We start from the raw sequence: 23604 nt of genomic DNA on the forward strand, positions 1-23604 counted from the left end.
CGATGATTCCATCTTACTTTTTTGCGCATGGTGCGCCTTCAATTGTTCTTGAACATAATGGATACACCGAACTGATGAAAAACTTTGCAGGAGAAACGCCAAAACCAAAAGCGATCGTTCTGTTCTCCGCACACTGGGAGCAGCCGGTGCAGACGGTGAGCACGGCAGATCAATACAGCACCATTTATGATTTTGGAGGCTTTCAGGATGAGCTATACCGGATGACCTACCCTGCAAAAGGAGAGCAGGCGCTGAGCAGCCAGATTCAGGAGCTGTTCGCCGAGCATGGAATTGAAAGCCAGAGCGACAATGAGCGCGGGCTTGATCACGGGGCATGGGCTGTGTTGAAACTATTGTATCCGGAGGCGGATATTCCGGTGGTCGCGCTGTCGGTCAACCGTCATTTGACCAATGCGCAGCAGTATGAGATCGGCAAGGCGCTGTCGAAGCTTCGCGAGCAGGATGTACTGATTATCGGCAGCGGCGGCACCGTGCATAATTTGCGGAGACTGGATTGGCGGGCAGACGGGGTTGACGAATGGGCCGGGGAGTTCGATAATTGGCTTCAGAGCAAGCTGGAGGCATGGGACACAGAAGCGCTGTTCAATTACAGGGAGCTGGCCCCTTATGCTGCTGAGGCTGTTCCGACAAATGAGCATTTTATTCCGCTGCTGCTGGCGATGGGGAGCGGGGATGCGAAGCGGCAGGCCAAGCTGGTGCACCGCAGCTACCAATACGGCAATTTGAGCCTGAGCTGCTGGCAGTTTAACTAAGATGCTGCCGTAAAACCCTGAGTAAAGAAGGCGGCAAGTGTGGCAATGAACGTAAAAGCTTCTATGGACAGAATGATTATATTTTTGCTGGCTGCTGTGTACATTGCACAGCAGCTTACGCATTGGGGACCGCTAAATGGAGTGCTTGGCGGTCTTGTTTTTGTGGCGATGCTGATGCTGCTGCCCAAGCTGAAAGGAGCGGCGCTATGGCTGTCGGTGCTCTTCCTGGCGGGCGGCGTCACACTGATGCTGGTGCAGCGGGCAGACTTGAATTACTGGCTGGAAGCGGCAAGTATTAACGTCACGCTGGTTACGTTGTTTGTGTTTGCGCCGTTGTTTGGGATTCCGGTCCGTATTCCCGCTTATGTGGAAGCTTTGAAGCGCTTCTATGCCAGACGTGTAAGCAGCGGGACTGTTCTATATATCGGCACACAGATTTTGACACAGATCATGGGGGCATTTATTAATGTGGGGTCCATACCTGTCGTGTATCATTTAGCCTTTGTCAGGTCATATTCACCGCGCATGTCAGGACTCCTTGCAAGTGCCATGAACCGCGGATTCGGTGGCGCGATCTTCTGGTCACCCTATTTTGCCGCTATGGCGCTGGTCACCTCGGCGCTTGCCGTGTCCTGGTCTTCGCTGCTGCCTTACCTGATCGGCTTGTCCTTGCTTAGTCTTCTGGCAAGTATAGCGGTAGACTGGAAGGGGCTGGGACAAAAGGCGAATGTACCGGAGGAGAAGCGAGTCCCGGCAGCAGCAGATAGTGACAGTGCTATGCACAGGCAGTCAGGAGTACGGGCAGAGAAACGGGAGTCCGCAGCATTTCCGCTCAGCCTTGGGCTATACCTGATACTGGCTATTGCCATTATTCTTCTGATGGAGGAGCTGGCAGAACTGCCGATGGTGCTGATTACCTGTATGACTGCGGTGATCTTCCCTGTCGTCTGGTGCCTGTCCAAGGGCTCCATGCCGTCCTATTGGCAAGGGCTGCGCAATCATGTGACGGTGACACTGCCGGCGCTACAAAAGGAGATTACGTTGTTTCTGGCAGCCGGATTTTTCAGCGGTTCGATCGCCGCAACAGGCTTCGGAGCTTACATTCCCGGGTTGCTGGAGCATATTCCGCTCCCGGTTGTCCTGTCTTTTTCCGTCATGACTGTTCTCGCAATTACATTGTCCTCGCTTATCGGATTGCATCCGATTGTACCCGTAACAGTCCTTGCGACAGGCATTGATCCGGCAGTCGTTCACATCAGTCCGGTCTACTTCGCTGTGCTGCTGCTTGGCAGCTGGGGCATTTCCAACCCGATTTCACCGGCTTCGGCGGTGAATAACTTGTTGGCCGGATTGCTGAACAGGTCGGTATTCGAGCTGGCCAAGCCGAATTATAAATTTACAGCGGTCATGGCCATCGCACTCCTTCTCTATTTGGCGCTTGTCTTCGCTTGATTCTTGTGTTCTTGTGATGAACCCCATTATTCAGGGGTTCTTTTTGTGTTTTAGCAGCCGGTCCGGGCCCTGCTTTCGCTTTTTCATAAGTTTTGCAAGGGGCGGCAGAAGAGTATCAGAATTTGTACAGGGAAGACTATCGAAAAGTTGCTGTCGTATTCGGGAAAGCTTGGGCTACCGGCTTAACAAGGTTATACTGGCAACAGGAGATCTCCTTATGAAAAGGGAGGGTAAAGCATGGACGCTGAGTTATTCAACAAGGTCTACGACTCCATCGTGAAGAGGGAATCGACGTACGACGGCATTTACTATACAGGTGTAAAAACAACGCGGATTGTCTGCCGGCCTTCGTGCCGGGCACGCACACCCAAGCAGGAGAATATTACGCTCTACCCGAGCCTGAAGGCGGCTGTGCGAGAAGGATTCCGCCCTTGCAAGCGGTGCAAGCCGGATACTCCCGGGGCATTGAACCCGGATGCCATGCTTGCGGCGCAGACGGATGCCCTGATCGCAGCCAATTACCAATCGGCGCTAACGCTGCAGAAACTGGCGGATCAATTGGCTGTCAGCCCGTATCATTTGCAGCGCACGTACAAGCGGGTAAGCGGAAGGACGCCAATTGAGAGGCTGCATGCGACAAGATTGAGCGCAGCCCGGACACTGCTGGAGAAAGGGGAGCTGCCCGTTCAGGCAGTGGCTGCCTCTGTCGGCTACAAGAACGCCTCGCATTTTGCCGCGTGGTTCAAGGAGCAGACAGGGGCTTCGCCGACGGAATACCGGGATAGCGTGCAGGCCAAGGGGGAGCAGCCAGCCGGAAGCAACAATAGATAAATCATTGGAACAGAAGCGGTTGTGCATGATGAAGAATGATTAGCTATAGGAAGGATGAATGGAGCAGGATGAGAACAGATTTGATGTGGGCAAAGCAGAATCTGGAGGGTCGTGATTGGCTGGTGCTGGCAACGGAGCGCGGGCTGTGCCGGATTATATTCCCGCACGAAGGGCTGAAGGATTTTCAGAGCTGGATCAGCCGTATTATCCCCGGGGGAACGCCGAGAGAGGATGAGGAGGCTCTGAGACGGACAGGGATTTCCGATTGGCTACAGGCGTATTTTGCAGGAGAGCACAACCCGATTAGCGGTATCCCGCTTGATCTTATCGGGACGGCATTCCAGCAGCAGGTATGGGAGGAACTGGGGAGGGTGCCGTACGGGGAGACCCGCACTTACGGGGAAATTGCAGCCGCGATAGGCAAACCGCAGGCTGTCCGCGCCGTCGGCGCGGCCAACGGCGCCAACCCGATTCCGGTTCTGCTGCCCTGCCACCGGATTATTGGTGCAGACCGCAAGCTGACAGGCTTTCGCGGAGGGCTGGAGATGAAACGCAAGCTGCTTGATCTCGAGGGGATCAAGGGTGTGGGGGACGGCGGTCATGCCCGGTTCCAGTTTTGAGCTTGCAGTCCGTCAGCCCTTCAGCTTCGCGCGTTGTTTGGAGTACATGGCAAGGTCTCCGTTGGAGAGTTTATATGAGGTGCGCGGCAGCAGTGTAATCCGGCTGGTCAGGGCAGCACAGGAGCCGGAACAGGGATACGGTCCCGTCCGCAGCTATCTCGTGGAGATCACCTGTCCCGATGACGAGGCGCTTTACGTCCGGTTCCTCCAGGACGAGCCGGGAAGCGGGCAGGAGCTGGAGGGCGTCAAGCGCTATATCCGGGAATGGTTCGATTTGGACCGGGATATGAAGCACTGGCATCAGCTGTCCTCCGGCGATCCGGTAATGGGGAAGCTGGCTGCGGAATTTTACGGACTTCGTATCATTGGCATCCCTGACCTGTATGAGGCGCTCTGTTGGGCAATTGCCGGCCAACAGGTCAATTTGCCCTTTGCATACAAGCTCAAGGCAAGACTCGCTGAGACGTATGGAGAGAGTGTGTCCTGGGAGGGCTGTGACTATCGGCGCTTCCCTGATCCGTCAGCCCTTGCAGAGGCGGATATTGCCGAGCTGCAGTCACTGCAATTTACGCGTGCCAAGTCAGCAGCGATTATCGAGACGGCTGCATTGATGACGCGCGGCGAGCTGTCCCGTGCGGGTCTGCTCGCGCTGGGAGACTTTGCAGCCGCAGAGAAGGCGCTGGTTGGCATCCGCGGCATCGGACCATGGACCGCCAATTATGTGAGGATGCGCTGCCTGCGTGACCCGGGTGCATTCCCGATCGGGGATGTTGGCCTGCAAAATGCCGTCCGGGCACAGCTCGGCATGGATCGCAAGCCTACGACCGCCGAGCTGAAGGATCTGTTCGCGCCCTGGTCCGGCTGGGAAGCATACGCGACCTTTTATCTGTGGCATAGCTTGTATTGATTTAACAAATCGGGCCTTTCCACTTAAATATGGACCAGATTAGATTAATTAGACTCTAAATGAAGAATATGCTGTGAGAAGCTGGCATCCCAGAAGCGAATCCACTATACTGGGAAAGAGATTTTCCAGGAATGGGAGGAATATTATTGTCCAGTTTGCCAAGCTGTCCGGCGTGCAGCTCTGAATACACCTACCAGGACGGCAGTCTGATCATTTGTCCGGAATGCGGGCACGAATGGGTGCCTGGAGGAGATAGCCCGGCTGATCTTGATGCTGAGACTGTCAAAGATGCCAACGGGAATGTTCTGCAGGATGGAGACACCGTATCTGTAATCAAGGACTTGAAGGTCAAAGGCAGCTCTTCCGTGCTGAAGATCGGAACCCGGGTTAAAAATATCCGGCTGGTTGACGGCGATCATAATATTGATTGTAAAATTGACGGTTTCGGCGCAATGAAGCTCAAATCCGAATTTGTGAAAAAGATTTAAGTCCAGTTTTTACGCATAGAAGTGGCGACTGATCACGTCCCTGGTTTTACGAAATGAATGAAAGCTCTCGGCAGAGGGCTTTTTCTATATCCTGACGAGCGTATTCCGACTTCATAGCTAGAGGCATGCATTCGGTTCGTCTAGTACCGAATGCTATCTTGTGAGGGCTACTAATTGAGGAAACTAATTCCAGCCGGAATCCGTCTAATACCTAAAAGATGAAGGCGGTGTTATGTTGCGATTTGTATCTTATCTGATTCTGTGGTTCTGCTTTAGTTTTCTGCTCGCCTCAGCCCTATTGCTGCTGGAGTATGTAGAGGGCTATAAGATCACCACGACTGAATACTATGGCCTGCGCAATTTAGGCTTTGCTTTTGTTCTCATCATAGTATTACCGGCTATACCCGCCTATCCAATCTTAATCTATCCGCTATCGCTGCTAATTCAGAGAATAGAGCAGATCACACGGCCCTTCCTGGTTCGCGGATTGATTATGGTCTTGCTGTGGATTGCAGCAGGCTGGTTTCTTTTCCACGAGATGTATGATGCAGGATTTGTTAAGCAATACGGACTGAACGGTTTCAGCGCCGTCGTTATTTTCGGTGTATTGGGTTTGATTTATGTGAAAATCGAGCATTTTTTGCAGATGTGCATGCATAAGCGCTCTGACCCTTCCATACAGGCAAGCTAAATTAAAAGGGTATTCGGATTTTATGGTGGAAAAGGGCTTATAATTCGCCCTTCTCCAATTTCTCAACCAAGGTGGAAATGTCGATACCAAGAAGCTGTTCACTATGTTCACGAACTAAACCGACAGGAGGCCACTTGTCGAACATCGGGAAATTATAATCCCGATGTTCATAGTCATCCAGACGCTTTTGATACCTAGGCTTACGCTCCTTAACAAGCCCTTCTGTAAAGAGCATTTTTGCCCGTAAAGCTTCAAATGAGTATCCTCTGCCCAAACGATTCATTACACGTATGAGGCTGTTCAGTGACTCAGTATAAGCGTTTGTGATGCGGTGGTCGAAGTAAGCGAATACCTCTGTTTCCCAGTTCGCCATAGCCTTTGTAAGAGGCTCGAAAGCGGATTGGAGTTCTTCTGGTATCTTGGTTTTCCAGTCGTGATATTTGAGAAATGCCTTTTGTCTTGTATCACTTTCCCAAATATCGAAATAGGACTCCTTCAATTCATAAGCAATGCCGAGAGAGGGATGATTCTAAGTCCAAAGGTCAAGCGTAATCTTATCCATCTCTGTAAGCTCTTTATGGCGCTTAAGGAGGATAAATCGGTCGTGCATAAGCCCACGCCGTACTTTCGGTGATAAACCTTCTCTAAGCTGTTTGCGGATGGTTTCTAATGCTTGGTTCGCCATACGGACAACGTGAAACTTATCAACGATGATAATTGCCTTTGGCAGCACAGCCTTCACAGCGTCCTTATGCGGTTGCCACATATCCATAGTGACATAGGCGATTCTCGCCGTGTTTGGAAGCCGAGAGAGGTATCGTACGACTGTCTCCTTGTTCCGATTCGGTAGAACATCTAACAGTGTCCGTTCTTCGATGTTGGTTAGAACGCACCTGGGCTTAATAATGTGGATTTCATCTATCCCGAGCCATTTAGGGGTTTCAAACCTCAATGTCTCTTCCAAGCGTTTAATGTAATCACGAAAAATGTTGCGTATCGTCTTTTCGTTAAGACCAACGTCTTCGGAAATACTGACAAACGTGCGTTTAAGGCTCTGCTTCTCAATATAGGACAGCAAACGTTTTGTACAGTTCCGCTTTTCATCTATGGTGTAGTCTAAGCGTTCCCAGAAGGTCTGAGAGCATTCACGGCAACGATACCGCTGACGTTTTACGAGAAGCCCTACACGCTTCCGTGGATAGGTAAGTCCATACACAACTGCTCTCGGTTATCGTGCTTGTAAAGGTTCGCTACGCACCCGCAATGAGGACAAGCTAAAGGTGAGAGTTTGTCACCACCCGTATCTGAAAGTCATATTCATTTTCAGCGATGCATATTACGTTAAAATTTGATAACTTCAATATATCCATGTTTTCTTCCTCTTGTAGTAGTTACATTCTGATTTGAATTTCAAACCTCTCGTAGTATCTTGATCGTACCGAGAGAAAAATTCCAACATAAGTTTGTAGCCAATCAGAGACTTGCCACTACCGTTGATTTCTGGCTGCTTTACCGCTTTACCTAACTCTACCAATTTCTCAACAATAGACTGCTTTTCTCCTGTCGGAGCATCGACTACTTGTGGCATAGCCTCTTTTAACACGTAGTAGGTTTTGCTATAGAGAACATCATTGAACAACTGAAACTCTCCTTTTTAAGTCAAATTATTTTTCATTGGAATCAGGTTTCAAGTCAATCCATATACTTGCCAGGCAAATAACTGCCACTCACTCATGCTGTTTCTAATTAGGAGAGTCTTAAATTGCCAACCTGAAACAATGCCTCCAGAAATAAAGATTAAATGTAGCCACCTGATTTTTCTCATCTATTCATCCGTTGTGAGTAATTTTATGGGTACTTATGCATTCAACCATCCCTCAACATCCTCCAATTCTACCACCAATGGTCCTGTGCCTAAAAAATTGAATTCATCAGTCAGATGGCGTGAACACCCTCATTGCTAAATCGCTGCTCTCAGAGATTTTAAAAGTATGGTATCGGAAAGTCAGCAGCTCAGTTTCGGAAAGACGGATTATTTGTTCACCTTCCAAAGTATCGGAAACATCATGTCGTTCCCATAGCGTCCTGAATTCTTCGCTCCTGTCACATAACTTGTCGACCAGTTCTTGATACCACGAATCGTTCATGTAAAAGGCAAACCGGCTTCTGAAATGGGCCACCATCGTAGAGGCGACATTCTCCCAATTCACGATGCGAAACTTGCTGTCCTCCACCGCGAAGACATGCCAAAGAATATTTCTTCCGAGCTCCGGGTCTCGGCTGAAGTCTCTACACAACGTATCCGATATTTGGTTCAAAGCGATAACGTTCCAGCGTCTATCAATAATGTACGCCGGATAGGTTCCCATCCTGTCCAGAATCTTCTGCAGGGAAGGAGGAACGGCATCATCCGCTTTTGACTGCGGAAGCGGGGAATGGTTGGCCAATACGAGAAGGTGGTTGCGTTCGTCGCTGTTAAGACGTAATGTTCGTACCAAGCTTTCCAGGACTTGCTCCGACACATGAATGTCCCGGCCCTGCTCCAGTGCTGTATACCACGGCAAGGAAATACCCGATAAGCTTGACACTTCTTCCCGTCTCAAGCCTTTCGTGCGGCGGCGTGACGTTTCAACCTGCAAACCCATCTCTCCTGGGGATAAACGCGAGCGGCGTGACCGGAGAAAATCAGCCAATTGTTTACGTCTTCTTTCATCATTCATAAATATGTTATATCCTCTCCATTTGGTGATAGTATTTATACTAGTATTCGTGCCAATAGTATCCGGAACAGTACTATAAATGCACACCTGTATATCGGTTCTATGACTGATTATAATCGTGTTATCGTCCGTTGTTAAGGAGGAGCCGGAGATTAAACAAGCTGTACCGAATTTCCCATTGATCGGCTGATCGCGGCTGATGAGAATCGTTTGGCAAGGTCAATCCAAATATCGAATACGAAGGAGATTTTTATTGTGAAAACAATGCAGATCGAACATGGGCATAGTTTCAAAGGCAAACGTGTTGTTATTCTTGGAGGAACGTCCGGAATCGGGTTTGCGACTGCCGAAGCCGCCGCTCGGGAAGGGGCATACCTGGTCGTCGTGTCCAGTAAAAAAGAAAAAGTTGACCGTGCCGTTTCGCGTTTGCCCGAAGGTACCGAGGGGTATGCGGTTGATTTGACGAATGAGGAACAGGTTAGAAAATTTTTTAGTAATATCGGGGAATTCGATCACTTGGTTTTCACTGCCGGCGACCCAATGATGATCGAAAATCTCGATACCACCGACGTCGAGACAGCGCAGCAATTGTTTAACTTGCGATACTGGGGAGCGTTTATGGCTGCCAAATATGGCAGTCGAAACATCCGACGGGGTGGTTCGATCACGTTGACTTCCGGCGTTGCCGGAGCTCGTCCACAGAAGGGAGTTACTGTTGCAGCCAGCATATGCGGTGCTGTCGAGTCGCTCACCAGAGCGTTGGCCGTCGAGTTGAGCCCGCTTCGCGTCAACACCGTTTGCTTCGGCATTATGCGTACCGAGTTTTGGAATGACGTTCCTGAGGAACACCGGAACACAATGTATGAAAATGTAGGGGAATCACTTCCAGTTGGGCGAATCGGCGAACCGGAGGATGGTGCCGAAGCATTTTTATACTTAATGCGGGAGAACTATTCTACCGGTCAGATCGTTGTCGTGGATGGCGGTTCTACTCTCGTTTAAGCTTCTTGTAGGTGACACGTTTGTTTCTATTCCTTCAAACGTAACTTTGTCACCTTTTTTCAACATATCATTTATCCTCCATGTCATTAAGGTTTATGTTTTTAAATTACCAAAATCAGGATCATCGTTCAACCATAAAATCCGATTTAATAATCATATTACGTTGGTTGGTTTTCCACTACATTTTCCGAAGAGCCAATTAAAATAAGGATGCATTGCAGGGTTATCGGGGGAAATGATACGATAAGACTGTCTAGCAGGGCCGCTGCTGCGTCCTTGTGTTCATGAGGAAGATAGGAACGCTTGTTTATTCAACTAACGGAGGTCGATCATCTATGAAAGCGCTATTTATCGGAGGCACAGGAACGATCAGCTCTGCGATTACCAGACAACTGCTGGAGCAGGGTTGCGAGCTGTATTTGATCAACCGGGGCAGCCGGAATGATGCTCTGCCTGAGGGAGCACACGTTATCCATGCAGACATTCATGACGAGGCTCAGGTAGCCAGTCTGATCGGAGAAATGAAATTTGATGTCGTAGCTGATTTTATCGCCTATGAACCTGCGCATCTGGAGCGGGATTACCGTCTGTTCAAAGGGAAAACGAAGCAGTTCATCTTCATCAGCTCTGCGTCGGCCTACCAGACGCCGTTATCGGACTACAGAGTAACGGAGAGCACGCCGTTATCCAACCCGTATTGGGATTACTCCCGCAATAAAATCGCCTGTGAGGATTATCTGCTGAAGCTGTACCGGGAGGATGGTTTCCCGATTACGATTGTAAGGCCGAGTCATACGTATGATGAGCGTACCATTCCGATGGGTGTCCATGGCAGCAATGGAACCTGGCAGGTAGCCAAGCGTATGCTGGAGAATAAGCCGGTAATCATCCATGGTGACGGCACTTCCTTGTGGACGATGACCCATAACCGCGATTTTGCCAAAGCATTTATCGGGTTAATGGGCAATATTCATGCCATCGGAGAGTCTGTCCAGATTACATCCGATGAATCGGTAACCTGGAACCAGATTTATGAGGTGATTGCGGATGCACTGGGTGTGAAGCTGAATGCGGTCCATGTATCTTCCGAATTTCTGGCTGCATGCAGCAAGGAGGATTACCGTGGCAGCCTGCTTGGAGACAAGTCCAATACGGTGGTGTTCGACAACTCCAAAATCAAACGGCTGGTACCCGATTTCGTAGCAACAACCCGTATGGATCAAGGCATCCGGGAGACTATTGAATACATTCTTGCACACCCGGAACATCAGGTGGAGGATGGGGAATTCGATATTTGGTGCGATAAGGTCATCAGCGCTCTGGACGCTGCCATTGCAGCTATTAATGCCTGACAGTCCTTGAACGTTGCTTCTGCGCATACCTCTTTTAATATAATAGATGATCTCCTTGCAAGGTAACGCTCTAGTGAGATTACCGGATACGCCAGGCCTGTTCAAGTTAAACTTGGACAGGCTTTTTTTATTGCGCTCATGCTTTATTCATCGATAGTCATGATAACAGCAGAGGTTGAAATAACATAATGAATAAGTTAATATAATATCAAATGATAGTTTAATCTATCAAAAATAATCATGCATTTCATAATTGCGAAAGAGGTAATAGATGATGAGGAATGCCAAACCAAGCGTAAAAGAGAACCGGATGAATGCAATTCTGGACGCTGCAACCGAGCTGCTGGTGGAGAAGCCGACAGCCTCCCTGAATGAGATTGCCGGGCACGCTGGCATCGGCATTGCTACGCTCCACCGCTATATTGAGAACCGGGACCAGCTTATGCTGAAGCTGGGCTTGAGGGCGGTTGATGTGGTCAAAGAGACGATGAGAGCTGTTCCCCGCGACGAGAGTGCCCTGGAGCGTTATATTCCTGATCTGATTGAGGCTCTGATTCCATTGGGGGACAAAATTTATTTTCTCGCCCATGATACCTCGCTGAATTACAGCAAGGAACTGGCAGAGGCTGAAGAGGTGCTGAAGGAGCCGGTACGGCAGACAATCAAGGAGCTGCAGCAGCAGGGTTATTTCCGAAGTGATATGGCTACGGAATGGATACTTAATGTGCTGTATTGGCTGCTGTTTGTCACGTGGCAGCAGGTTCAGGATGGGCATGTTGCCAGAAAAGCAGCAGCGCCGCTGGTCGTTGATACGCTGTTCAACGGTGTGAAGGCAAGCAACGCGCCTTTGAATAAATAAGAAAGCTTGTGAATCCGGCTGATCTGCCGAATGCCGAATGCTGAGCGCGTAAATTAAATCCCGGAGAGGATGTGCTGATGATGAAAGAAGCTGCTGTTGTCCCTGAACCCAAAAAGTACGGCCCCCTCGGCAATTTGCCGCTCATTGATAAGGATCGGCCCACCCTGTCCATGTGCAAGCTGGCGGATGAATTGGGTCCAATCTACCGTCTGACTGCGCCCGGCTTCACCAGCCTGGTTGTGTCCGGTCATGAGCTGGTCGCAGAGGCATGTGATGAATCCCGCTTTGACAAGCATATCTTCAGTGAGCTGGAGAATGTGCGGGCTTTTGGCGGAGACGGGCTATTTACAAGCCGGACGGATGAGCCGAACTGGAAGAAGGCGCATAATATCCTGCTGCCTACCTTTGGCCAGCAGGCGATGAAAGGCTACCATCCGATGATGGTGGATATCGCGGAACAGCTTGTTCAGAAGTGGTCGCGCCTCAATGCGAATGAGAGTGTGGATGTTCCGGATGATATGACCCGGCTGACATTGGATACAATCGGGCTCTGCGGATTCAATTACCGCTTCAACAGCTATTACAGGGAGGGACACAGTCCGTTCATCATCAGTATGGTCCGTGCGCTGAATGAAGCCATGCATAAAAGCTCGCGGCTGAAAATTCAAGATCTCCTCATGGTGCGCAACAGACGCCAGTACAACGAGGATATTCAGACGATGTTTAGCCTGGTGGACACCATTATTGCAGAACGCAAGGCCGGGGCGGACAATGGGGAGATGGATCTGCTGGCCCGCATGCTGCACGGCAAGGACCCGGATACCGGCGAGACACTGGATGATGAAAATATCCGGTATCAGATCATTACCTTCCTGATTGCCGGCCATGAGACGACAAGCGGCCTGCTGTCTTTCGCCATCTATTTCCTGCTGAAAAATCCGGCAGTGCTGCATAAGGCGTATCGGGAAGCAGATGAGGTATTAAGCAGCGCGCCCCCTACTTACAAGCAGGTGCTTGATCTGAAATATATCCGGATGATCCTGAACGAATCGTTGCGTCTATGGCCTACAGCGCCGGGCTTTGATGTGTATGCCAAGGAGGACACGGTCATCGGCGGCAAGTATCCGCTCAAAAAGGGGGACAGCGTTAGCATTCTGCTGCCGCAGCTCCACCGGGATCAAGCGGCCTGGGGCGAGGACGCCGGGGAATTCCGTCCGGAGAGGTTCGAGGACCCGGAGAAGGTGCCCAGCCATGCCTTCAAGCCGTTTGGGAACGGGCAGCGGGCCTGTATCGGCATGCAGTTCGCACTGCATGAGGCGACACTGGTTTTGGGCATGATCCTCCAGCATTTCGAACTGATAGATTATACGAATTATCAATTGGACGTGCAGCAGACCTTAACTATTAAGCCGGGAGACTTCAAAATCCGGGTGAAACCTCGGGAGAAGGTTGCATCCGCCCGAATTCAGGACGCAGGATCCAAACTTGCAACTGCAGGCACCGCTCACAAAGAGCAAGCTGCGGCGAACCCTATTGCCGGGGCTGAGCAGAACTCGCTGCTGGTGCTGTACGGTTCCAACCTGGGAACTGCGGAGGGCATTGCCCGCGAGCTGTCCGATACCGCACGCGCTTATGGATTCCACAGCGAGGCCGGGCCGCTGGACGCCTGGGCTGGAAGACTGCCCAGGCACGGAGCGGTGTTGATTGTGACAGCCTCCTACAACGGCAGGCCGCCTTCCAACGCACGGGGGTTCGTGCAATGGCTGGAGCAGGCGGCACCAGGTGAACTTGAAGGTGTCCGATATGCAGTGTTTGGCTGCGGGGACCGGAATTGGAGGGCCTCTTATCAGGAGGTGCCGAGGTTCATTGATGAGCAGCTTGCTCTAAAGGGAGCAAGCCGACTGACCGTACATGGCGAGGCAGATGCAGGAGGAGACTTTGAGCAGGAGCTGGATGCGTGGCGTGAGCACTTGTGGCCGGTTGTGATGGATGCTTTCAGTTTGAAGATGGAGGTTGCGGCCACGAAGGAGCGCAGCACGCTATCTATTGCCTTCACAAGCGGGCTGACCGCAATTCCCCAGGCACTGGCGTATGATGCTGTATATGCCCGGGTAACGGGAAATTGCGAGCTGCAATTGGCAGGCAGCGGACGCAGCACACGCCATCTCGAAATTGCGCTGCCGCAAGGGCTGGCTTACCAGGAGGGTGACCACCTGGGAGTGCTGCCCGGAAACAGCAAAGAGAATGTGAACCGTATCTTGCGCCGCTTCGGATTGAACGGGAAGGATCAGGCCATCTTGATGACTGACGGGCAGCATGCAGCACATTTGCCGCTGAATCAGCCGGTCAGCCTCTCTGATCTTCTGACCTACAGCGTGGAAGTGCAGGAGCCTGCAACCCGTTCTCAGCTGCGGGAGCTGGCGGCGCATACCGTCTGTCCCCCTCACAAGCGGGAGCTGGAGGCACTGCTTGCGGAAGAAGCGTATAAGGAACAAGTGTTGGGGAAACGGGTTACGATGTTGGAGCTGATGGAGAGGTACGAGGCTTGCGAGCTGCCATTCGAGCGGTTCGTCGAGCTGCTCCCGCCGCCCAAGCCCAGATATTACTCGATCTCCAGCTCACCGAAGGCAAATAAGAATCAGGCGAGTATTACGGTGGCAGTTATACGGGATGCCGCCTGGAGCGGATACGGCGAATACTGCGGCGTAGCCTCGAACTATCTGGCGGATCGCAAGCCCGGAGACCCGATCATGGTTTTTGTCCGCACGCCGGAATCCGGGTTCCGGCTTCCGAATGATTCGGAAACGCCAGTTATTATGATTGGGCCTGGGACGGGTGTCGCTCCGTTCAGAGCCTTTCTTCAGGCGAGGGCTGCAATCCGGCAGGGAGGCGGGAAGCTGGGCAGAGCTCATTTATACTTCGGATGCCGGAATGAAGCGGACTTTATCTACCGGGAAGAGCTGGAAGCATACGACCAGGAAGGCATAGTGCAGCTCCATACCGCCTTCTCCCGCGCAGAAGGAACACCTAAAGTCTATGTCCAGCATCTTATAAAGCAGCATGCGGCGGAGATTATCGGCTGTGTGATGGATGGCGGACGATTGTATATATGCGGAGACGGGAGCCAAATGGCGCCTGATGTGGAGGCCGCTTTGCAGCAGGCTTACCGGACAGTGCAAGGGGCAGATCAGGAAGCGGCCATGTTCTGGCTGAAGCGCCTCACTGAAGAAGGGCGCTATGCCAAGGATGTGTGGGCAGGTTCATAAGATTACTGAATAAGACAAGTAAAAGACGGAGTCGCTCTTCCCCCCCCTCCGGGGCCAGAATGACTGCGTCTTTTACTTGTGATCAGCCATACGATACGTTTATCCTAACCCCCCATGTATTTCCGTTTATACGTGTTAACCGGCTAAATTGTTCTACAGCTCCTTTAGTTCCTGCATGATTGACTAAAATATCGACTTGTCCATAGGTATCCAGTGTTTCCTGGAACCGCTTCTCTCCCTCTGTTACCTTGCTGATATCCGCTTGAATGCTACCGCTTCTCCCTCTTTTTCAATGTTTGGGCCACCACTTCATCCGCTTTTTCCCGGCTATTGCTATAATTTGCGACAACTTTGCCCCAGGCCACGCCAACCCCGCTGCAATTGCGCTCCCTATCCCTTCCTGGAGCGCCGGTTACAATCGCCACTTTGCCTGCCGATTTACCGCTTTTCATACATGAATCGATCTCATTAATAGTTTAAAATATGCAAAAATATATAATGTAGAATGATTGGGAATACCGTTTTATCCTGTCGTTATCTTCGATAATAGGTGACATAAAACTATGTTTTCGGCCTGAAACCACTCTTTGTAAGCCAGGCTTTGTCAATAAGTTGTGCCGAATGAACGATCAAGCTTTGCGCTGTAAGTGATGCCGTTCAGTTTCAACAATTCTTGATTCCGTTGATTTAATTGCTTGCAACCTGGCGGGCTCATTATGAGACGGTTGCATCCGCCAGCGATAGCTGACCGCAGCAGATGATTGCCTAATCGTCCAAGGCATAATAAAATATAAGTCATCAGAGGACGTGGAGAAGGGTGAGCGGAATGTCACATCAAACGACGAATTATGAGGTTTAAAAAAAGCAAAAACATATTCGTCTATTATAGGGCGTTTTACAACGTCAGACGGCAAGCAGCAGACGGCTATACCCATGCTCAGCTTCATTCGCGGATCGGAATTATCTGGACCGATTCATTCCGTGTATGATCCGGCATTATGTCTGATTGCGCAAGGCTCCAAGATCGTGATGCTCGGACAAGAAACCTATACCTATGATCCGATGTCGTATTTGATTGCTTCCGTTCATTTGCCAGTCACGGGACAAGTTATCCAGGCAACGCCGGAAATGCCGTATTTAAGCCTCCAATTAAGGTTTAATGCGGAGCAAATTATTCATGTTATTGAAGAGACACCAGCTGCTGCAAGCGGGAACAAGAATCCTGTCAGGGGGTTGTAGTTTTTTGCATCAAATCAAACAAAGACACTGTAAGCCAAAACAGCCACTTTTCATCCGGAAGTGACGTTCTGATCAAAAGCGAACCGTCCCCCCCGGGCGCTCAATCACATATTCCTCAAAATGATCCGCGAATAAGGAGGGTATTTGTAGCCAAGTTTGGCTGGAGGAAGGAAGTATGATATTTTATTGAAAAAAATCAGAATGATTTGTAACCTTCCAGGGCTATGGCGGCACTTAAGTATATAGGGAAGAGGGGAGGTAACGATGCAGAAAGATGTGAAAGCTGCGCAGCAGGGCGACCGGCAGGCCTTCGAGCGGCTGGTGCGGCATTATGCAGGGATGGCTGGCTCAGTTGCTTATGAGAAGCTTCAGGATGTCCAGTTAGCGGAAGATGCGGTGCAGGAGGCCTTCACAGAGGCGTTCTTGAATTTGCACAAGCTTCGCATGGCGGAAGCATTTCCGGGCTGGTTCAAAGTAATTGTCGTTCGCCAATGCTCTCGCATGCTCCGCAGAAACCCGCTAATTGAGGTTCCTTGTGAAAATGCTGGACTGGACGGGAATCTGATGCCGGATATCGCGGACATGATGGAGCAAAAAGAGCTTAAGCGGTTGATTCAAGATAAAATCGGGGGATTAACAACACATCTGCGGCTTGCAGTACAGCTGTTTTATTTTCAGGGTTATTCATTAAAAGAGATGTCGGACTTTCTGGGTGTATCTGTCCCGGCATTGAAAAAAAGATTGTTTGATGCCCGGCATAAACTGAAGGGCTCGCTTCGAGTCCCGGATGTATTTGCTGTTATCAACCATCTGCATGAGGGAGGAACAAGCATGTTGCATATTGTGAATGGGGATTCTGTAGGGGAGACGTTGCGTCAAGCAGGGGTAAGCGGGGATATTCTTGTCTGGAGAGAGGTCTACTCGCATGGGCCGGTATTTGCGGAGCCTGAAGTGCCGGAGCATCGCGCATTCCGTTCCGGCTATTTGGAACGGACTATGGGTGTTCCGGAGCAGGAGTACTTAAAGGCTAGCGAAGCACAAGAGCAGAAGCTGGCTGCCGTTCATCAATATGATGAAATTGTGCTATGGTTTGAGCATGATCTGTTTGACCAGACGATGCTATGCTTTCTTCTGCATCAGTTCTCCCGCATGCGGTTAAAGAATACGAGATTGAGCCTGTTATGCATTGGCGAGTATCCAGGCATTGAGCTGTTCCGCGGACTTGGGCAGCTAACCCCGGAGCAGATCGGTTCGCTGTCCGGCACTTGGCAGACGATCGGGGAGACTGAGCTGGCTGCAGGGAGCAGCTATTGGGAAGCTTACACATCACCGGACCCGCACCTTCTGCAAAGGCTGGTGGAGGCGGACACCTCCATATTGCCATTTGCCAAGGCGGCCTATCAAGCCCATTTATCCCGGTTTCCGTCCGTATCCAATGGGCTTGGGATTGTCGAGCAGACCACGCTGAAGCTAGCAGCTTCTGAAATAACGTCCCCATACGAGCTGTTTCGGAGCGTTGGTGACAGGCTGCATATTTTGGGTATGGGAGATTTGCAATACTGGTCGGTTTTGCGGGACATGTCTCAAGGCTCGCATCCACTGCTTCAGCTGGAGGGTTTGGAGGCATTCCCCGGTCTTCATGATTCACCATCGGCTATGCAATCTTGTACCCTGACGCTGACTGAGCTAGGGCAGGATGTAATGAAAGGCAAGACAGACTGGATGCAGCACCAAGGCATTGATGAATGGTATGGGGGTGTGCATGTGCAAGGAACAAGCCCGTGCTGGCGCTGGGACGAGGCCAGACACAGTTTGGTTGAAATGCCGGATTGTTAAATCCGCCAATTAGAAGACAGGCAGGCCGGGCATCTCTAAATATCCGGGCCTGTCTGTCTGAGATTTTCGAACTTTGCCCATACGCAGCTATGGAGGGGTTACATCCCCTTGAGATTACCTTTTCAATACAAGCTCCAATTGCACCGTGATGTCCTTCTCCGCACTGAGCAAGACGGATTTTGGCCGTTCCAGTCCAAAGTCCCCGAAGGTGACATAAGTCGTACCGGACAGTTTCACCTGTTCATTCTCGTACAGGGCTTTGCCGGAGAAGGTGACGTCCTTATCAATTCCACGAACGGTCAATACACCGTTCATCGTAAAATCATAGGCTGTTCCTTCTTGCCATTCAGGCAGCAGTCCTTCAAATGAAGAAGCAGTAAACTCAGCGTTCGGATATTTCTCAATATCAAAGAAATCCGGTTCTTTTAGATGCCTGTCCCGTTTTTCATTGCCGGAGTTAATATGACTCATATCAATACTCCCCTGGCCCTTCATACTTCCTGCATCGTTCAAATTAATGATCCATTTGCCGTTGACCGCATCATTTTCAAAATTCACCTTTTCTTTGGTTGTGTCGACTGAGAAATAGACTCTGGAATCGCCCGTAATTGCCCAGTTCCCATTTAATTGTTCACCGGAGACGGTTGCATTCCGGGCTCCTGGCACGGTATTGGCCGTGTTGGAGCCGCCGGCTGCTGCCGAGTCGGCAGACGCAATGACTTGATGAATTTTTATTTTGTTCCCCAAATAATCCTGCATGAACATGTATCCGCCGGTACAGACAAGTATCACTGCAGCGGTTCCTGCAATGACCAGATTTCTGGTTTTTTTCTTCATAACGATTTCCCTCCTGTGTGATCTTTTTTATCGGATTTTAACCTTCTGTCTCAGGCTAAATACGCCACCTTTCATCATGAACAGACAATCTGCTCTAACTGTAGCAGTGAATTGTGTCGGGACGAAGTCGAAATGCGAAAATATTACTTTAAATTCCATATTATAAATGAATTTCAAGGCTTGCAGCGCCAGTAAGGATATGGTAATGATAATTACAAATACAGTTGCCTGAAAGAAAGGAGGGTACAGTGAAGACGATACTGATTATAGAGGATGAAGAGGGGATATCGCGGGTGTTGGCTGCTTATTTGAAAAGGGCTGGCTATGCACCTGTCAGGGCCTCAACCGGCGGAGAGGCGCTTGCACAATTTGAATCCCAGGACCCTGCACTTGTCCTGCTCGACATTATGCTGCCTGATCTCGACGGCCTGGAGCTGCTCTCCAGAATCCGGCTGCAGAGTGCTTGCCCCATCATCATGCTGTCGGCCAGAGACGCAATTGGCGACCGGCTGGCAGGGCTCGACGGAGGTGCGGATGATTATATGAGCAAGCCGTTCGTTCCGGAGGAGGTCGTAGCGAGAGTCAATGCGGTGTTGCGCAGACGGCCGCATTGGACAGACCGTGAATGCCGGAGGCTGTACGGCAACCTGGTCATTGATTTTTCTGCCAAGGAGGTCCTGGTCAATGGGGCCAAGGTTGCTTTGGGTCCGCGTGAATTGTCTCTGCTGCTGTTTTTGGCGGAGAGGCCGGGACGTACCTTTACTAGAGAGCAGCTAATTGAGCAGGTATGGGGAATGGATTATGATGGCAGTGACCGGGCAGTAGATTTGTCGATCAAGCGGCTGCGCCAGTCCTTGTCCCATTGGTCGGCTGGCGCCGGAGAGATTCGTACGCTGCGTGGAATGGGGTATCAATTTTGGCTCAAGGAATGAGCAACGGGCAGATTTCCATTTTGACCTATTGGACGATTCGCTATTTCGCCATACTGTGTGTAAGTCTTGCTATCATTGCGCTATCTGCGATGTATTGGATTATGGATGCTACAATGAACAGCCGTTTGAAGACGGCAGGTCTGCTCGGACAGGAAATTGTCGACCGGGTGGTTACAGTAGATGGCCAGATCAGTATTCCAGCCGATTTTGACAAGCTGCTGAACAGCCGCTTTGCCTATTTTAATATTAACAAGCAAGAGCTGTCCCTGATCATTACAAATAGTCAAGGGGAAGTGGTCTTCTCCCGCCCGGAGCTGAGCGGCAGGGAAGTGGAAGGAATTTTGTCCGATGACTTTACGTATGCCCGGGATAAAAGGTTCATGGCGATCACAACGCCAATTTTCCGCCGCGGGCAGCTGCAAGGACAGGTCACACTGCTTCAATCCAAGCGCTCGCTTACCTATAGTCCCAACGAAATTATTCTCGTTGCCGTGCTGCTTCTGACCCTCATCTTGTGCGGCTGGCTCACACTGTATTTATTATCCCGCAAGCTGTCGGACCCAATTCGGAAGGTAGCGGGCAGTGCTATGCAAATTGCCAACGGGCAATATGAGGTGGACTTGAACGTCAAAACACGGGAACGGGAGATTCACGAACTGGTAGGGTCATTTAAGAACATGGCGATCCGTCTCAAGCAGTTGGAAGATTGGAGAGAGCTGTCCCTGGCTGGTGTGACGCACGAGCTGAAAACGCCGATTACTTCTATTAAGGGACTTCTCATGGCAGTAAGGGAAGGGGTCGTAGCCAAAGAGGAAGCCGAAGAGTTCCTGGAAATTGCGCTTAAAGAGACCGACAGGCTGGAGCGGATGGTAGCGGATCTGCTGAACTACAACGCATTTTCCTCAGGAAGCCTGGAGGTAAGGGAAGACCGGATTGAACTGGAGAACCTTGTCTCGGAAATTGTCTATCAATGGAGGCTGGGGAATGAGCATAACCGGATGACGGTCAACTTTCAGGGAACAGGGGAAGCTGTGACGGTGATCGGTGATGCGCTCCGGTTGCAGCAAATTATGGTCAACCTGCTGAACAACGCACTGCAAGCCGCTGTGCCGGGACGGCCGCTTCGAATAGATATCTGCCTGAAAACTATTAGGGACAAGAGCGAGTCCTATATATCCGTCGAGGTATCAGATAATGGCAGTGGGATTCCGCGTGAGGAGCAGCCGCATATATTTGAACGCTTTTACCGTGGGGAACGGAAGAAAAGAGTGATTCGCGGCCTTGGTCTTGGACTGACCCTAAGCCGTTTGCTGGCCCGGTCTCAGCATGGAGAATTGACTCTGGGCCGCAGCTGCGATACAGGGAGCACCTTCATGTTGAAGCTTCCCTGGGCCGGGGCGACAGCAAAAGAAAGGCGTTCTTAAGCCTTCTTTTTCTTGCTAGTTATGCGTGCAGCGGCCCGTGATCCAAACAACAAAACCGCGAGGATTCTCCCGGCGGTTCGTAAACAAAGGAAAATACAATGTTGCACATCCTGGCTCCAATCCCTAATGTAATGAGCCCAAAATAACTGCCATAATAAACATAATTATCGCCCGCTTCAGGGTTCCCCGAAATAAAGGCAAAGGCGGGAAGAATGCAAAAAAGAAGGTTGTCCAACTGAAGCCGACCTTCACATCTTAAACTAGCCCTCCATCCTTAACCAATACCACTCTCATATATGTGTCACATCCCTATTCTGTATCAACAAAATCATTTTAATCCGAATCAGCAGTATTCCATCTCATGATGCAATAATACTTTTTTCTCAGATGCAAAAAGCGGACGGGAGAATGTCACTCTTGTCTGCTCCTGTGTCTCGCCAAGATGTTTTTGTCCGATGCCTGTATTATATTTGATACAATCGGTTAATGTTAAGAATGCGCACTATTGTTATGTAGTACCAAAATGGATACCATAAAGGAGTATAAGCTTCCCCTGCTCCTGCTGTATCATCTGGTCGGGGGTAAAAGAGATTTAAAGAATTTGGCATGAATCAGCGGGGCGAAATTTATAAGTGGTACAATCTCCGAACGGCGTGGAGACTGACAAGGCAAATAGCGGTCATGCTCATGCAATATCATATTTGGGTTGCATTTGGCGTTAGTTTTCGTCACCAGCGATTCAACTTACTTGTAAAAGGGAGAGAACCATATGACACTCACACCTGAAAAAACGGCAGTAGGCTTTATCGGCATCGGCGTTATGGGAAAAAGCATGGCGGGTCACATTCAAAAGGCGGGCTATCAACTGCATGTCTATACGCGAACAGCCTCAAAAGCAGAGGAGCTGGTAAAGGAAGGCGCGTATTGGCATGAAACGCCAGCAAAGCTTGCACAGGCTTGTGACGTTGTAATAACGATGGTTGGTTACCCGAAGGATGTCGAGGAAATCTACTTGGGAGGGGATGGATTAGTTGCTCATGCGAAGGCAGGAGCTTACCTGATCGATATGACGACTTCAAGTCCGCTGCTGGCCGCACGGATCTACGAAGCTTGCAAAGCGAAAGAGCTTCACGGACTCGACGCTCCTGTATCTGGCGGTGACATCGGGGCAAGGGAAGGTAAGCTGTCGATTATGGTCGGGGGCGACCAGGAGGATTTTGACGCTGTTCGCAAGCTGCTGGAGCTGATGGGCAGCAATGTTGTGCTTCAGGGGAAGGCAGGGGCTGGTCAGCATACGAAAATGTGCAACCAGATCGCCATTGCCTCCAATATGATGGGGGTCTGTGAAGCGATGGCATATGCTGAAAGAGCGGGGCTTGATGCCACTTCTGTTCTCAAGAGCATTGAGAGCGGGGCAGCAGGGAGCTGGTCCCTTAGCAATCTTGCGCCTCGCATTATTGCCGGCAATTTTGAACCGGGATTTTACGTGAAGCATTTCATCAAGGACATGGGCATTGCACTGGAAGCAGCCAAGGAGATGGGGTTGGATACACCAGGGCTGGCACTGGCAGAATCATTATACAGGCAGCTTGCCGGAAAGGGTTATGAGGATAAAGGCACTCAGGCGCTGATCAAGTATTATATTGAGAAATAGGGACGGTATGACAGCTGATTCAGTGGATTGTCCGGACATGTATAGTTAGATGGAGAAGGGTATCCTTTTGTTCAGGATGCTCTTTTTTTGAACTTAAATGGGATTTGTTTCGTGAAAAAAAACCCCTTCAGGACAATCTGCAAAAGATGTTTCATTTTCGCAGACGGTTCTTGAAAGGGCTAGAGCCTGAAGGATTGGTTTTCGTTGCAGCTTATTGCAATTACGGTGTTAACTTAAATACTTCAAGTGAGGCATTTACAATGTTCTGACCGTCAATCTTGGTGGCCAAATCTTTGTCCGTGCCCACGTTTCTCAGAGTAACTCTTGCGTTTGCAGGAATCGAAACAATTGCGTGTCCCGCTGTTTGATAGAAGTTCCCTGCCCCGGCGCTTACTGCAAAGCCGTAGGTTGTTTGAGCGAGTGCTGTGTTATCAATCGCAATGGCGAAGGCGGTATCAGCTTCCTCGCTAACCGTTACGCTCCACTGAACATGGTAGTCGCCAGTCGCGCCGATAACAACCGGAGACGTATTTGGTGCGGCAGAAAGGCCGCCTGCCAAAGGTCCGACCCCGCTGAACACAACGTCCTCGCCAGAAGCTACAGGCTGGGTGCCTGTGGCATAGACATAAATATAGGCCGTAGCAAAACTTCCAGTAGCTCCAGTTGCACCTGTGGCCCCAGTCGGTCCGGTGTCTCCAGTTGCGCCCGTGTCTCCGGTCGG

At 50.4% G+C, this 23604-nt stretch carries 20 protein-coding genes and 2 pseudogenes; 16 read left to right on the top strand and 6 right to left on the bottom strand.

What is annotated here, in order from left to right:
• Nucleotides 1-2 precede the first annotated feature (2 nt).
• The 7 genes from H583_RS0130175 (at nt 3) to H583_RS34840 (ending at nt 5762) form a co-directional block, all read left to right on the top strand.
• Nucleotides 3-773, top strand: a complete 771-nt coding sequence (locus tag H583_RS0130175) for a DODA-type extradiol aromatic ring-opening family dioxygenase (protein WP_028563742.1) — start codon at nt 3-5, stop codon at nt 771-773.
• A gap of 45 nt (nt 774-818) precedes the next feature.
• Nucleotides 819-2225 (top strand): hypothetical protein, encoded by a 1407-nt coding sequence (locus tag H583_RS0130180; protein WP_054708088.1) that lies wholly within the window; start codon nt 819-821, stop codon nt 2223-2225.
• Between the two features lie 237 nt (nt 2226-2462).
• A complete protein-coding gene (locus tag H583_RS0130185; RefSeq protein WP_028563744.1) occupies nt 2463-3056 on the top strand; it encodes a bifunctional transcriptional activator/DNA repair enzyme AdaA in 594 nt (197 codons plus the stop codon).
• A gap of 68 nt (nt 3057-3124) precedes the next feature.
• Nucleotides 3125-3676, top strand: a complete 552-nt coding sequence (locus H583_RS0130190; protein WP_028563745.1) for a methylated-DNA--[protein]-cysteine S-methyltransferase — start codon at nt 3125-3127, stop codon at nt 3674-3676.
• Nucleotides 3657-4583 carry a DNA-3-methyladenine glycosylase family protein gene (locus H583_RS0130195; RefSeq protein WP_028563746.1) on the top strand — a complete coding sequence of 309 codons (927 nt, stop codon included), beginning with the start codon at nt 3657-3659 and terminating at the stop codon, nt 4581-4583. The genes H583_RS0130190 and H583_RS0130195 overlap by 20 nt, the downstream gene beginning before the upstream one ends.
• 146 nt (nt 4584-4729) lie before the next feature.
• Nucleotides 4730-5071: a zinc ribbon domain-containing protein YjdM gene (locus H583_RS0130200; RefSeq protein ID WP_028563747.1), complete on the top strand. Its 342-nt coding sequence runs from the start codon at nt 4730-4732 to the stop codon at nt 5069-5071.
• 232 nt (nt 5072-5303) lie between these two features.
• A complete protein-coding gene (locus tag H583_RS34840) occupies nt 5304-5762 on the top strand; it encodes a hypothetical protein (protein WP_051237247.1) in 459 nt (152 codons plus the stop codon).
• A 37-nt stretch (nt 5763-5799) separates the two neighbouring features.
• Here the strand turns inward: H583_RS34840 and H583_RS34845 are convergent.
• The 3 genes and pseudogenes from H583_RS34845 to H583_RS0130220 all read right to left on the bottom strand — a co-directional run bounded on the left by H583_RS34845 (nt 5800) and on the right by H583_RS0130220 (nt 8482).
• Nucleotides 5800-7132: pseudogene (locus tag H583_RS34845) on the bottom strand (ISL3 family transposase).
• A complete protein-coding gene (locus H583_RS0130215; RefSeq protein ID WP_028563748.1) occupies nt 7120-7401 on the bottom strand; it encodes a hypothetical protein in 282 nt (93 codons plus the stop codon). Before H583_RS0130215 ends, H583_RS34845 begins: the two are co-directional and overlap by 13 nt.
• Nucleotides 7402-7693: 292 nt before the next feature.
• Nucleotides 7694-8482 carry a helix-turn-helix transcriptional regulator gene (locus H583_RS0130220; RefSeq protein WP_028563749.1) on the bottom strand — a complete coding sequence of 263 codons (789 nt, stop codon included), beginning with the start codon at nt 8480-8482 and terminating at the stop codon, nt 7694-7696.
• A 264-nt stretch (nt 8483-8746) separates the two neighbouring features.
• Here H583_RS0130220 and H583_RS0130225 point away from each other — a divergent pair, with 264 nt between their 5' ends.
• The 4 genes from H583_RS0130225 (at nt 8747) to H583_RS0130240 (ending at nt 14961) form a co-directional block, all read left to right on the top strand.
• Complete coding sequence (locus tag H583_RS0130225; protein WP_028563750.1) at nt 8747-9484, top strand: SDR family oxidoreductase; 738 nt, start codon at nt 8747-8749, stop codon at nt 9482-9484.
• A gap of 335 nt (nt 9485-9819) precedes the next feature.
• A complete protein-coding gene (locus H583_RS0130230; RefSeq protein ID WP_028563751.1) occupies nt 9820-10836 on the top strand; it encodes an SDR family oxidoreductase in 1017 nt (338 codons plus the stop codon).
• A 274-nt stretch (nt 10837-11110) separates the two neighbouring features.
• Nucleotides 11111-11695, top strand: a complete 585-nt coding sequence (locus H583_RS0130235; protein WP_028563752.1) for a TetR/AcrR family transcriptional regulator — start codon at nt 11111-11113, stop codon at nt 11693-11695.
• Between the two features lie 80 nt (nt 11696-11775).
• The gene (locus H583_RS0130240) at nt 11776-14961 is read left to right on the top strand and encodes a bifunctional cytochrome P450/NADPH--P450 reductase (protein WP_028563753.1); all 3186 of its coding nucleotides are present in this window, start codon (nt 11776-11778) and stop codon (nt 14959-14961) included.
• A 269-nt stretch (nt 14962-15230) separates the two neighbouring features.
• On the opposite strand, the gene H583_RS0130245 is transcribed toward H583_RS0130240, so the two are convergent.
• Entirely contained in the window at nt 15231-15413 is a 183-nt protein-coding gene (locus H583_RS0130245; protein ID WP_028563754.1) for a hypothetical protein, read from the bottom strand.
• Nucleotides 15414-15894: 481 nt separating this feature from the next.
• Here H583_RS0130245 and H583_RS0130250 point away from each other — a divergent pair, with 481 nt between their 5' ends.
• Nucleotides 15895-16200, top strand: coding sequence for an AraC family transcriptional regulator (locus tag H583_RS0130250; protein ID WP_028563755.1), 306 nt, complete (start codon nt 15895-15897; stop codon nt 16198-16200).
• Between the two features lie 264 nt (nt 16201-16464).
• Nucleotides 16465-18036, top strand: a complete 1572-nt coding sequence (locus tag H583_RS0130255; protein WP_028563756.1) for a sigma-70 family RNA polymerase sigma factor — start codon at nt 16465-16467, stop codon at nt 18034-18036.
• A 114-nt stretch (nt 18037-18150) separates the two neighbouring features.
• On the opposite strand, the gene H583_RS0130260 is transcribed toward H583_RS0130255, so the two are convergent.
• Nucleotides 18151-18873, bottom strand: a complete 723-nt coding sequence (locus H583_RS0130260; RefSeq protein WP_028563757.1) for a YceI family protein — start codon at nt 18871-18873, stop codon at nt 18151-18153.
• A gap of 248 nt (nt 18874-19121) precedes the next feature.
• On the opposite strand from H583_RS0130260, the gene H583_RS0130265 reads away from it, so the two are divergent.
• The 3 genes from H583_RS0130265 to H583_RS0130280 all read left to right on the top strand — a co-directional run bounded on the left by H583_RS0130265 (nt 19122) and on the right by H583_RS0130280 (nt 22883).
• A complete protein-coding gene (locus tag H583_RS0130265; RefSeq protein WP_028563758.1) occupies nt 19122-19805 on the top strand; it encodes a response regulator transcription factor in 684 nt (227 codons plus the stop codon).
• Complete coding sequence (locus tag H583_RS34850; protein WP_245586041.1) at nt 19790-21229, top strand: sensor histidine kinase; 1440 nt, start codon at nt 19790-19792, stop codon at nt 21227-21229. The genes H583_RS0130265 and H583_RS34850 overlap by 16 nt, the downstream gene beginning before the upstream one ends.
• A gap of 769 nt (nt 21230-21998) precedes the next feature.
• Nucleotides 21999-22883: an NAD(P)-dependent oxidoreductase gene (locus H583_RS0130280; protein WP_028563759.1), complete on the top strand. Its 885-nt coding sequence runs from the start codon at nt 21999-22001 to the stop codon at nt 22881-22883.
• A 220-nt stretch (nt 22884-23103) separates the two neighbouring features.
• On the opposite strand, the pseudogene H583_RS37285 reads toward H583_RS0130280, so the two are convergent.
• A pseudogene (locus tag H583_RS37285) lies at nt 23104-23604 on the bottom strand (collagen-like protein); the annotation flags it as partial.

The organism is Paenibacillus pinihumi DSM 23905 = JCM 16419, assembly GCF_000422505.1.
Classification (GTDB): domain Bacteria; phylum Bacillota; class Bacilli; order Paenibacillales; family Paenibacillaceae; genus Paenibacillus_D; species Paenibacillus_D pinihumi.

Excerpts from the sequence above, each read along its gene's own strand:
- H583_RS0130175 (WP_028563742.1), top strand. The coding sequence starts at position 3 with ATGATTCCATCTTACTTTTTTGCGCATGGTGCGCCTTCAATTGTTCTT.
- H583_RS0130180 (WP_054708088.1), top strand. The coding sequence starts at position 819 with ATGAACGTAAAAGCTTCTATGGACAGAATGATTATATTTTTGCTGGCT.
- H583_RS0130185 (WP_028563744.1), top strand. The coding sequence starts at position 2,463 with ATGGACGCTGAGTTATTCAACAAGGTCTACGACTCCATCGTGAAGAGG.
- H583_RS0130190 (WP_028563745.1), top strand. The coding sequence starts at position 3,125 with ATGAGAACAGATTTGATGTGGGCAAAGCAGAATCTGGAGGGTCGTGAT.
- H583_RS0130195 (WP_028563746.1), top strand. The coding sequence starts at position 3,657 with ATGCCCGGTTCCAGTTTTGAGCTTGCAGTCCGTCAGCCCTTCAGCTTC.
- H583_RS34840 (WP_051237247.1), top strand. The coding sequence starts at position 5,304 with ATGTTGCGATTTGTATCTTATCTGATTCTGTGGTTCTGCTTTAGTTTT.
- H583_RS0130220 (WP_028563749.1), bottom strand. The coding sequence starts at position 8,482 with ATGAATGATGAAAGAAGACGTAAACAATTGGCTGATTTTCTCCGGTCA.
- H583_RS0130225 (WP_028563750.1), top strand. The coding sequence starts at position 8,747 with ATGCAGATCGAACATGGGCATAGTTTCAAAGGCAAACGTGTTGTTATT.
- H583_RS0130230 (WP_028563751.1), top strand. The coding sequence starts at position 9,820 with ATGAAAGCGCTATTTATCGGAGGCACAGGAACGATCAGCTCTGCGATT.
- H583_RS0130235 (WP_028563752.1), top strand. The coding sequence starts at position 11,111 with ATGAGGAATGCCAAACCAAGCGTAAAAGAGAACCGGATGAATGCAATT.
- H583_RS0130240 (WP_028563753.1), top strand. The coding sequence starts at position 11,776 with ATGAAAGAAGCTGCTGTTGTCCCTGAACCCAAAAAGTACGGCCCCCTC.
- H583_RS0130245 (WP_028563754.1), bottom strand. The coding sequence starts at position 15,413 with ATGAAAAGCGGTAAATCGGCAGGCAAAGTGGCGATTGTAACCGGCGCT.
- H583_RS0130250 (WP_028563755.1), top strand. The coding sequence starts at position 15,895 with ATGCTCAGCTTCATTCGCGGATCGGAATTATCTGGACCGATTCATTCC.
- H583_RS0130255 (WP_028563756.1), top strand. The coding sequence starts at position 16,465 with ATGCAGAAAGATGTGAAAGCTGCGCAGCAGGGCGACCGGCAGGCCTTC.
- H583_RS0130260 (WP_028563757.1), bottom strand. The coding sequence starts at position 18,873 with ATGAAGAAAAAAACCAGAAATCTGGTCATTGCAGGAACCGCTGCAGTG.
- H583_RS0130280 (WP_028563759.1), top strand. The coding sequence starts at position 21,999 with ATGACACTCACACCTGAAAAAACGGCAGTAGGCTTTATCGGCATCGGC.